This is a genomic window from Roseiarcus sp., from assembly GCF_052145395.1.
Classification (GTDB): Bacteria; Pseudomonadota; Alphaproteobacteria; order Rhizobiales; family Beijerinckiaceae; genus Roseiarcus.
In genome coordinates this window covers 1-9,982 of record NZ_JBKQOT010000644.1, presented here as the reverse complement: position 1 = coordinate 9,982, position 9,982 = coordinate 1, and the positions used below count along the sequence as shown (strand labels likewise).

The window sequence follows — 9,982 nt, the reverse complement described above, 5'->3', positions numbered from 1 at the left end:
GCCGATCTGACGGGGCCGGCCGAAACCCCTCCGACCGACAGCAAAGGGACCGGGACGCTGGCGGCGACCTATGACAATGCGACCAAGACGCTGACCTGGACGGTCGACTATTCCGGCCTCACCGGGCCGGTTATCGCGGCGCACTTCCACGGACCCGCGCCGGTCGGCAAGCCAGCGCCGATCGAGGTCCCGCTGAAGGCCCCGCTCGACAGCCCGATGAAAGGCTCGGCCACGCTTACCGACGCCCAGGCCAAGGACCTGATGGACGGCATGATGTATTTCAACATCCACACTGCGGAGCACAAGCCGGGCGAGATCCGCGGCCAGCTTGAAAAGGCGATGTGAAACGCGGTCGGCGCGCCGGGAAGTTCACCTGTCATCGCGCGCAAGAAGTCTTACACGCTGGAGTTCGCCAACAAAGGGGTGGGGCTCGACCTGCGCAAGTGAGGCAAACGCACAAGAAGTGGGATCCGACCGGGGGAAGACGCTGACTTGGAGGGGCGGCGTCTCGCCGCCCAAGCGGCGCGGGACGCCCTCGCTCGTGCGCTCTATTCCGCAGCCTGCGCGTGCGGGTTGACAAGCGCTTCGGCGGCCTGCTTGGCCTTCCAATCGTCGAGGAACGAGAACGCCTCGGTCAGCAGGTGCGGGGTGTGGCGGCCGGGCGATTCCCGCAGCGCGCGCTGGTAATAAGCTTCGAGCGCCGCACGATAGGTCGGATGGGCGCAATGGGCGATGATCGCCTCGGCGCGATGCCGTGGGGCGAGCCCGCGAAGGTCCGCAAGGCCCTGTTCGGTCACGATCACCTGCACGTCGTGCTTGGACGTGGCTCGCCATGGGGACGATGCTCGAAATGGCCGTTTCCGTGTCGGCAGCTGACGAGCGCGGCCCTGCAGTGCCGCGACGCTATGCGGATTTTGCATGGACGTGATGGTCAAGCTGCACGGCTTAGTGGGATCCGATAACCGCGCGAGGGCGAGCTATCGGAGCGCCAGATGCGAGGCGGCGCGAAGCCGGTTTGATGCCAGTCCGGGGATTGGGCCTTGACCGAACCTCGCTGCCCTCCTTGGCGTCGCTCGCGCCGTTGGCGGCAATCCCTTCGTCCTACGTCGGACAGCCTGACGCGCCCGCGTCTTCGTGACGCAACCAATTGATTTATGTTTTTCCAAACTCGTGGTAATATTGATTTATTGGGTCAGAATACCACTGCGCATACCGGGTGATTGTCAGAGCGAATGGACGTTCGGGTTCGTCGCCCGCCGCTGCGGCATGCGCGGCGCGCTCGAAAGCCGGTCGTGAGACGAGCGCCGAGGGACCCTCTTGGGGCGCAACGCTCGCGACGGCGTGCGGCGGACGCAACGGCTTGAAAACATTGAAAACCGCAATGAGAGGATCTTGCAGGAAGTTGGCATGGACTTGGGTTCGGCGCTCCATCGGCTTGGCATGCATGCTCTTTGGGCTTGGCTCCCCGGCTACGCCAGCGAGCAACGTAAGGGGTCGCCGGCGCGGAACCGACCCAACGCGACATCTGGACAGGCTTCGGCGTCCAAACCATTGAAAAGATGGAGTCGGCGCCAAAATCGGCGGATGCGCTGGATCGTCGTATGCGCCGTTATCGCGAGCCGCCATAGGGCGTCGAAAGACGGCCTATGGCGGCGTGGCGATCCAGGAGATCGTCGGGCGCCTTTCCGTTCCCTGAATCGCCCCCACCGGGCTCGATCCTGGACTATGCCCGGGGTCAGCACGGGGTCGAGAAGAGCGCCCTGGCCGTTACGCCCGCCCGGAAAATCCGCTGCAAGGTCTTGAAAAGGCTCGAAACCGGCTCGGAACGGGCAGATCGCCTGAGCTGCACCGTCACCGCCACCGCAGCCGGCCTCGGCGTCGCTCCAGGCGGCTCCCGCATCCTCAACGCGGCGCCTCCGCGACAGCGTTGGTCAGCGCGCCGTTGAGACAATTTTCTTAAATCTCCTCATAGACTTGCGCGCCAATATGGCGGAAATTGACGAGGCGGCCGTCACGCGCGCTCGAATGGTTCGACCCCCTCGCGGACCGATCCGCGGAACCCCGTCGCCAAAAGGTACAGTTCGGCGCTGTCGGCCCGACTGGCCTTCGGCTTGACGTGACGAACGACGGCGAACTCTCGCTTGAGCCGGGCCAGCAGTTCGCCCTCGGCGCCGCCTTGAATCACCTTGGCGAGGAAGAAGCCACCCGGCGCCAGGACCTCGGCGGCGAATTCGGCGGCGAGTTCGACAAGGCCGACGATGCGCAGATGATCGGTCTTGCGGTGGCCGGTGGCGTTCGCCGCCATGTCGGACAAAACGCCGTCGGCCGGCCCGCCGAGCCATTCGCGCAAGCGTTCGGGCGCATCCGGGGCGTGGAAGTCCATGCAGCGGAACTCGACCCCCTCGACCCCGTCCATCTCGAAAAGGTCGATCGCGATCACCCGTCCGCGGCCGTCGCGCGCTCCGGTCTTGGCCGCGGCGACCTGGCTCCAGCCGCCGGGCGCGGCGCCGAGATCGACGATGCGCTGACCGGGCTTGAGCAGCCGGTATTTCTCGTCGATCTCGAGGAGCTTGTAGGCCGCGCGGGAGCGATAGCCCTCGCGTCTGGCTTGCGCCACGTAAGGATCGTTGAGCTGCCGCTCGAGCCAGAGGGTCGAGGCGAGCGAGCGTTTGCGGGCGGTCTTGACTCGCGTCTTCAGCGCCCGTCCGCCCTCGCGGCCCGAGCCGCCTCCGGTCATCGGACGTAGCCCCGCCGGTGCGGCCCGACCCGGTCCTCCCGCATGAGCTGACTCAGAATGCCTTCCCTCAAGCCCCGGTCGGCGATCCGCAACCGCTCCGCCGGGAACTGGGTCCGGATCGCTTGAAGGATGGCGCAGCCGGCTAGCACGAGGTCCGCCCGCTCCTGCCCGATGCAGGCGTTGGCGGCGCGCTCGGCGTAGCTCATCGACCGCAGGCGGTCCACCGCGACATCGACGTCGCGCCGATCGAGCCACAATCCGTCGACCGCCCGCCGGTCGTAGCGCGGCAGGTTGAGATGGACGCCCGCAATGGTGGTCACCGTGCCGGACGTGCCCAGCAGGTGAAACCGGTCGCAGCGCGTCTCGTCGGCGACCTTGTCGACGAAAGGCCGCAGCGCGTCCGTCACGTAGGCCGTCATCTCGACGAACGTGCGGTCGGTCACATCAACGCCGCCGAACTTCTCGGCGAGCGACACCACGCCGAGACGCATCGATTCCCAGGCCCGGACGCGGCGCCGGCGCGCGCGCTCGTCGCCGCCGAGCCAGATGATTTCCGACGACCCGCCGCCCATGTCGAACATCACGATCGCCTTGGCTTCCCGGTCGGCCAGATCGCCCACGCCCGCCGCCGCGAGATGCGCCTCCGTCTCGCGATCGACGATCTCGAGGGTCACGCCGAGCTGCTCGCGCACCTGTTCGACGAATTCCAAACCGTTGGCCGCCGAGCGGCACGCCTCGGTCGCGATGGTGCGCGCTCGCTTGACGCCGCGCGCCGTCATCTTGTCGCGGCAGATCCGCAACGCCGCCATTGTGCGGTCGATCGCCGATTCGCTCAGGCGGCCGGTCAGCGACAGCCCCTCACCGAGGCGCACGATGCGCGAGAAGGCGTCGATGACCCGGAAGCCGTCGGCGGTCGGCCGCGCGATCAGAAGACGGCAGTTGTTGGTGCCGAGGTCAAGCGCCGCGTAGGTCGCCGCAGCATGGACCGCGGACGGATTCTGCGTCGTCGCCACCTGCGCGCCGACCCCGGTCGCGGGGCTCGACGGGAAAACGTCTGACAAAACCAAAAACCTCGGATTGCCCGGATGGGCAAAGCTCATCCGCCGGCTGTATTCGGACCGACTCTAACAAGCCTGCCGGACAATGCAAAGCGAACGAGGCCGCCCGAGGTTCAGGGTTTGAAGAACGCGTGCTGGACGCGGTCGCCGACCTTCATCCCAAGGGAGGCCGCGACGCCACCGTTAACTTCCAGCACAGCGACGCACGGCGGGCCCGAAGGGATCACGCGCTCGGAAAGAGGCTCGGCGTTGGCGACGATGTTCGTCACGACCCCGGCAGGCGACAGAAAGATCATATCAAGCGGAATGTATGTGTTTTTCATCCAGAAGGACACAGGGACATTCTGCGGGAACTCGAACAGCATGCCGTGATCGGCGGGCATGAACCGCCGGTTCATCAGGCCCCTCTCCCGGCTCGCGTCGTCGGCGGCGATTTCAACCCTGAAATCGTGGGCCCCGCTGGCTGTGACGATCCGCAACGGTTCGAGTCCTTGGGCCAAAGCCGGTGCGTTGAGACCAACGCTCAGGACTAGAAGAGCAACCGCGGCCCGGAACTGGACGCCGAACCCCCTCATCGCTGTTGCGCCATCACGAACTCTCAGCTGTACGAGCACGAGCGACCCGCCACCCCAAATCTCAGGGGAAAGCAAGAGTCAGTCAAGCAACGAGCGATGACGATTGCTTAGTGCGGCGCAAGGATGCGTGAGCCGTCGAGCGGCCGCACCTCGGCGGCCATCAGGCCCTTCGGGCCCGGACCGAACCGGGCTAACATGCTGTCGCCAGGTTTGGGATCGACGAAGCCGTAACGGCGCAGCGTCTCCATGTGGACGAAAATGTCCTCGGTTCCTTCGCCGCGCGTGAGAAAGCCGAAACCGCGCGTCCGGTTGAACCACTTGACGATCACGATCTCGAAGCCGCCGACCGACGACGCCTGGACGCGCGTGCGCGCGGGCGGCGGGAGCGGGGCATACCCGGCATCGGGCTCCGCAACCGAAATCACTTTCAAGACCTGAAGACCGCGCTCTCGACGCTGCGCTTCCGCGACGACCCGCGATCCTTCGCGAAGTCCCGAGAACCCGTCGCGACGCAGCACCGTCACATGGATCAGCACATCGGGTTCGCCGCCGTCCGGAACGATGAACCCGTACCCCTTGGCGGTGTCGAACCATTTGACGCGGCCAGCGACTTCTACGAGCGCCGCCGAAATGTCGTCGCTCTGCTGAGACTCCAAAACCGCACGCTGCGGTCTGATGACGTCCTCGCCCATTCGGCCCCCTACTCAACGCGTCAGCTGCTCCGCGCCGCCGTGTCGAACCGATTGCGCTTCGCGATCGCCACAGCACTCCCGATTGCTACGACCGACGCGGCCACGCAACCGAAACGATTCTCTGATCCAAGGATAGCAAATCACGACGCATTGAATACAGACATCATGCGAAACTTGAGCGTGGCTGTGAAAGGCAAAAAAAATCCCGCCGGACCGGCGGGACTGATGCGGCCTCGGCCGCGCGGATTATTCGCCCTCTTCTTCGGGTTCCGGCGGAGGCGCGAGACCCTCCAGCCCGCGCAGGAGGTCTTCTTCCGTCATGCGGTCAAACTGGGGCTCCGCGCCAATCTCAATCTGCGACTGCGCGTTTGGATTACCATGAGCGGCGCCGCCTCGGCCTCAGGCTCGTCGACCTCCACATGTTTTTGCAGGGCGTGAATCAGGTCCTCGCGAAGATCACCCGGCGACAGTTTGCCGTCGCCGATTTCGCGCAACGCGACGACCGGGTTCTTGTCGTTGTCGCGAGCGACGCTGATCGGCGAGCCGGACGAAATCGCTCGGGCGCGATGGCTGGCCATAAGGACGAGATCGAACCGATTGTCGATCTTCTCGATGCAATCCTCGACGGTGACGCGAGCCATGGAGACTCCTTCAAATAGGCAAAAAACGGGGGATTCGAACGAGCCGTCTACACCCTGGGCAGGCAGGATGCAAGTTTCGCAACCGGAAACGGTCAGACTGCGCCGGCTGCCCGTCCGGCGCGCATGCGGCGGATCGCCCCAGAGAAGGCTTCGGCGAAATGCTCGGCGTCGCGGTCCGTCGACGCCCATCCGACGCTGACCCGGATTGCTCCGCGCGCAAGATCGGGCGCAACGCCCATCGCCGCCAGCACATGAGACGGCGTGACCTTGCCGGACGAACAAGCCGAACCGGAGCTGACCGCAACGCCGGCGAGGTCGAGTGCGATCATGAGGGTCGCGGCCTCGATCCCCGGGACGGCGAAACAGAGGGTGTTTGGCAGCCTCGGCGCCGACTCGCCGAAGATGACCGCGTCCGGCGCGGCGCCGCGAACGTGATCGGCAAGGTGTTCGCGAAGCGCAAGAAGCCGGGGCGCTTCTTCCGCCATGTCGGCCACGCAAGCGCGAATCGCGGCACCGAACCCGGCGATGGACGCCACGCTTTCCGTGCCGGCCCGCGCGCCGCGCTCTTGTCCGCCGCCCCGGATCAGCGGTTCGCCGAGGCTGAGGTCGACGTTCGCTGCGACGAGGGCGCCCGCTCCCTTTGGCCCCCCGATCTTATGGGCGGAGAGCGCAAGGGCGTCGGCGCCGAGCGCGGCGGCGTTGAACGAAACGCGCCCCGCCAATTGCACGGCGTCGCAGAACAAAAGTCCGCCTGCCGCGTGAACGATCGCCGCGGCTTCGGAAACCGGCTGGACGACCCCGGTTTCGTTGTTCGCGCCTTGCAGGGCAAGCAACGCCCGGCCCGGTCTGCCGCAAGCGTCGGCCAGCCAGTCGAGATCGATGCGCCCGTCGGGACAAAGGGGCGCCATTTCTACCGTCGAGAGCGGAAAGCGATGACCGTGGAGCGCACATGGATGCTCGCCGGCCGCGACGATCAGCCTCTCGATCGGAGACTCCTTCGGCCCGACCCCGAAACGGGGATTAAGGGCCGCGTTTACCGCTTCCGTCGCCCCGGAAGCAAAGGTCACGCAACGCGCTGCGACACCGCAGAGGCTCGCGACGCCCCCCCTGACGTCCTCCACGATCCGCCGAGCCGCCCGCCCCTCCGCATGCACGGACGATGGGTTGCCGGTCGCCTCCATCGCCGCGATGACAGCCGCGCGCGCCTCGCGCCGGATCGGGGCGGTCGCATTGTAGTCAAGATAGGTTCTCGTCATCGGCCTCGCCGCGGCCATTCCGTCTCCGACGTGTGCAACCGGGGCGCCGCTGAGGCACCGGCGCGCGACCCCAACGGTTTTTCCTTGCAATCTCGGGCGCATTGCGTGCTATGAGGCGCCTCCGAGGCGAGCCTCCCGTCGACCGAGCCGAGACATAAGCGCGCAGCGCCCGCGCCGCAAGGCGCGCTGTTCGTCCCTGAACGAGGAAGGGCGAGTGTTGGAGCCAGCGGACAGGTTTTTGGAGTCTACATGCCCGAGGTCTTCTTCAACGGTCCGGCCGGTCGGCTGGAAGGCCGTTTCCATCCCGCCAAGCAGAGGGGCGCGCCGATCGCGGTGGTACTTCATCCGCACCCGCAATTCGGCGGAACGATGAATAACCAGATCGTCTACAACACGTACTACAACTTCGCCGACCGCGGGTTCTCGGTCCTGCGGTTCAACTTCCGCGGCGTGGGCCGCTCGCAGGGCGCATTCGACCACGGCCAGGGCGAGCTCTCCGACGCCGCCTCCGCCCTCGATTGGGCGCAATCGATCAGCCCGGAGGCGCGCGCATGCTGGATCGCGGGGGTCTCGTTCGGCTCCTGGATCGGAATGCAGCTTCTCATGCGCCGTCCGGAGATCGAGGGTTTCATCTCCATCGCCCCGCCTGCAAACCGATTCGACTTCAGCTTTCTCGCCCCGTGTCCTTCGTCCGGCCTGTTTGTCCACGGAGACAAGGACCGGGTGGCGCCGCTCAAGGAGGTGCTCGCGCTGATCGAGAAGCTGAAGACCCAGAAGGGCATCGTCATCGAACACGCGGTGATCCCCGAGGCCAATCACTTCTTTGAGGACTGCATCGACGACCTCCAGGCCGTGGTCGGTGCCTATCTCGACAAGCGGCTCGGCATGCCGCGCCATGCGCCGCCGCCGATCCGAAAAGAGCGCGCACGACCCGTCCCGCCGAAGGACATCACCGACGACGAATAGGCGGAAAGCGTGTCGCTGATTACGACGACGGAAGACCTTGAGGCGGCCTGTCTCCGGCTGGCGCGCCATCCTTATATAGCGGTCGATACGGAGTTCCTGCGCGAGACGACATTCTGGCCGATCCTGTGTGTCGTTCAGTTGGCCAGCGACGACGAGGCGCTCGCTATCGACGCGCTCGCCGAGGGGCTGGACCTGCAGCCGCTGCTCGGCCTGATGGCAGACGATCGGGTGGTCAAGGTGTTCCACGCCGCCCGCCAGGACCTCGAAATCTTCTGGAAGCTGGCGGGCGTCCTGCCGACGCCCCTGTTCGACACACAGGTGGCCGCTATGGTCTGCGGCTACGGCGACCAGGTGTCGTACAGCGAGCTTGTGCAGTCGGTCTGCCGGGTGACGATCGACAAGTCGTCCCGGTTCACCGACTGGGCGCGCCGGCCCCTCGCCGAGGCTCAGATCGATTACGCCATCGGCGACGTCACGCACTTGCGGGACGTCTACAAGGCTTTGACCAAGCGCCTGGCGGCGACCGGCCGCCAGTCCTGGCTCGACGACGAGATGAGGACGCTTACCTCGCCCGAGATCTACGAACAGCATCCCGAGCGCGCCTGGGAGCGTTATAAGGGCCGCGCGCGCAAACCGCGCGATCTTGCGGTGCTGATGGAACTCGCCGCCTGGCGCGAAAGCGAGGCGCAGGCGCGCGACGTTCCCCGGTCGCGCGTTCTCAAGGACGACGTGCTGATCGAACTCGCGCTCGCGGCGCCCCGGAGCGTCGAGGCGCTCGCCAATCTTCGAGCCTTCCCGCGCGGAATGGAGCGATCGCGCGCCGGCACCGAGATTCTCGAGGCGATCGAGCGAGGCGTCGCGCGCGATCCCAAGACGCTGCCCAAGATCGAGCGCGAGCGGCGCAACGGCGCGAATATCGCCGCGACGGTGGAACTCCTCAAGGTGCTGCTCAGGCAGGTGAGCGAGGAAAGTGGGGTGGCGGGCAAGCTGATTGCGACCGTCGACGAACTCGAGGCGATCGCTGGCAACGACAAGGCCGACGTGCCGGCGCTCTCCGGCTGGCGGCGCAAACTGTTCGGCCAGCGGGCGCTGGAGCTGAAGCACGGCCGGCTGGCGCTGACGGTGGAGAACGGCAAGGTCGTCACTTTGGAGTGGCGGGACGCCGAGGGGCCGCCGGAGCAGGCATGACCACAGCCTCATCGCCGGGACGACGCCTTTATAATAACGGCGGTTATCCGGCGGGTCGGCTAATGCGGAAGTTTCGGGCGGACGAGCGGGCCGGGAAAGGCGCGCTCGGCCTCCTCCTCGAGCTGCTGCTCGTGGTAGCGCACGAAACGCGCCCCGACAAAGAAGGCGACGACGGCGACGACGAGCGCGGCGATCCCGACCGGCTTGGCGTAGTCCTCGAAAGCGCGCCCGAGCCAGTAGCCGCCGGAGCCGAAGATCGTCGCCCAGACGATCCCGCCGGCCGCGTTGAACAGGAAGAACCGTTCCCAGTCGAAGTGGTTCACCCCGGCCAAAAAAGCGGCAAAGGCGCGCAGGACAGCAACGAACCGGCCGAAGAACACGATCTTGCCGCCCTGCCGGAGAAACAGGTATTGCCCCAGCTTCAGCCGCCGCTCATCAAGGTTGACATAGCGCCCGTAGCGATAGGCGATCGGAAAGCCGAACTCCCGACCGACCCAGTAGCCGCAGTTGTCGCCGAGGATGGCGCCGGCCGCGGCCGCGCCGATCACCCCCCAGAGATGCAGCTTGCCCTGCCCGGCCAGAATCGCCGCAGCGACCAGGATGGTCTCGCCCGGCATCGGTATGCCGGCGCTCTCCAGCCCCACGATCGCGAAGATCGCGAGGTAGCCATAGGTCGCCACATATTCGTGCAGGTTGTGGACGAAGGACATGCCCGCGCGGCTTAAGCCTTACGCCCCGGTCAGGCGCCGGGCGTTGGCTCGGACCTTCCGGCGCGCGGGCTTCGCCGCCGCCTCGGCGATGCTTGTGAGGCCGATGGAGACGTCCTTCGGGGTGCGAACGCCGCCGAAGGCCGCCTTGATCATGAACTG

General features: G+C 66.3%; 11 protein-coding genes and 1 pseudogene. 3 read left to right on the top strand and 9 right to left on the bottom strand.

Annotation, left to right across the window (positions count from 1 at the left end; all coding sequences use genetic code 11):
- Positions 1-345, top strand: a 345-nt coding sequence (locus ACLP25_RS22255) for a CHRD domain-containing protein (protein WP_442471322.1), incomplete at its 5' end; no start/stop codon positions are given.
- Between the two features lie 203 nt (positions 346-548).
- Here ACLP25_RS22255 and ACLP25_RS22250 read toward each other — a convergent pair.
- From ACLP25_RS22250 to ACLP25_RS22215, 8 genes and pseudogenes are all read right to left on the bottom strand, one after another.
- Entirely contained in the window at positions 549-803 is a 255-nt protein-coding gene (locus ACLP25_RS22250; RefSeq protein ID WP_442471321.1) for an acetyl-CoA hydrolase/transferase C-terminal domain-containing protein, read from the bottom strand.
- A gap of 349 nt (positions 804-1,152) precedes the next feature.
- Entirely contained in the window at positions 1,153-1,446 is a 294-nt protein-coding gene (locus ACLP25_RS22245) for a hypothetical protein (RefSeq protein WP_442471320.1), read from the bottom strand.
- A 565-nt stretch (positions 1,447-2,011) separates the two neighbouring features.
- Positions 2,012-2,737, bottom strand: coding sequence for an RlmE family RNA methyltransferase (locus ACLP25_RS22240; RefSeq protein WP_442471319.1), 726 nt, complete (start codon positions 2,735-2,737; stop codon positions 2,012-2,014).
- On the bottom strand, positions 2,734-3,798 hold the full coding sequence (locus ACLP25_RS22235) for a Ppx/GppA phosphatase family protein (RefSeq protein ID WP_442471318.1): 1,065 nt from the start codon (positions 3,796-3,798) through the stop codon (positions 2,734-2,736). Before ACLP25_RS22235 ends, ACLP25_RS22240 begins: the two co-directional genes overlap by 4 nt.
- 110 nt (positions 3,799-3,908) lie before the next feature.
- Entirely contained in the window at positions 3,909-4,409 is a 501-nt protein-coding gene (locus ACLP25_RS22230) for a DUF192 domain-containing protein (RefSeq protein ID WP_442471317.1), read from the bottom strand.
- Positions 4,410-4,477: 68 nt separating this feature from the next.
- The gene (locus ACLP25_RS22225; RefSeq protein WP_442471316.1) at positions 4,478-5,062 is read right to left on the bottom strand and encodes a cold-shock protein; all 585 of its coding nucleotides are present in this window, start codon (positions 5,060-5,062) and stop codon (positions 4,478-4,480) included.
- 246 nt (positions 5,063-5,308) lie between these two features.
- Positions 5,309-5,703 (bottom strand): annotated as a pseudogene (gene rpoZ, locus ACLP25_RS22220) (DNA-directed RNA polymerase subunit omega).
- 92 nt (positions 5,704-5,795) lie between these two features.
- Positions 5,796-6,959: a cysteine desulfurase family protein gene (locus ACLP25_RS22215; protein ID WP_442471315.1), complete on the bottom strand. Its 1,164-nt coding sequence runs from the start codon at positions 6,957-6,959 to the stop codon at positions 5,796-5,798.
- Positions 6,960-7,208: 249 nt separating this feature from the next.
- On the opposite strand from ACLP25_RS22215, the gene ACLP25_RS22210 reads away from it, so the two are divergent.
- Positions 7,209-7,925, top strand: a complete 717-nt coding sequence (locus tag ACLP25_RS22210; RefSeq protein ID WP_442471314.1) for an alpha/beta hydrolase — start codon at positions 7,209-7,211, stop codon at positions 7,923-7,925.
- A 9-nt stretch (positions 7,926-7,934) separates the two neighbouring features.
- Positions 7,935-9,113: a ribonuclease D gene (rnd, locus tag ACLP25_RS22205; protein ID WP_442471313.1), complete on the top strand. Its 1,179-nt coding sequence runs from the start codon at positions 7,935-7,937 to the stop codon at positions 9,111-9,113.
- A 59-nt stretch (positions 9,114-9,172) separates the two neighbouring features.
- Here rnd and ACLP25_RS22200 read toward each other — a convergent pair whose 3' ends face one another.
- Positions 9,173-9,823, bottom strand: coding sequence for a DedA family protein (locus tag ACLP25_RS22200; protein WP_442471312.1), 651 nt, complete (start codon positions 9,821-9,823; stop codon positions 9,173-9,175).
- Positions 9,824-9,982 lie beyond the last annotated feature (159 nt).

What these genes read in the sequence shown, in the direction of transcription:
- ACLP25_RS22215 (WP_442471315.1), bottom strand. Translation starts at nt 6,959, where the DNA reads ATGACGAGAACCTATCTTGACTACAATGCGACCGCCCCGATCCGGCGC.
- ACLP25_RS22225 (WP_442471316.1), bottom strand. Translation starts at nt 5,062, where the DNA reads ATGGGCGAGGACGTCATCAGACCGCAGCGTGCGGTTTTGGAGTCTCAG.
- ACLP25_RS22200 (WP_442471312.1), bottom strand. Translation starts at nt 9,823, where the DNA reads ATGTCCTTCGTCCACAACCTGCACGAATATGTGGCGACCTATGGCTAC.
- ACLP25_RS22240 (WP_442471319.1), bottom strand. Translation starts at nt 2,737, where the DNA reads ATGACCGGAGGCGGCTCGGGCCGCGAGGGCGGACGGGCGCTGAAGACG.
- ACLP25_RS22210 (WP_442471314.1), top strand. Translation starts at nt 7,209, where the DNA reads ATGCCCGAGGTCTTCTTCAACGGTCCGGCCGGTCGGCTGGAAGGCCGT.
- ACLP25_RS22245 (WP_442471320.1), bottom strand. Translation starts at nt 1,446, where the DNA reads ATGCATGCCAAGCCGATGGAGCGCCGAACCCAAGTCCATGCCAACTTC.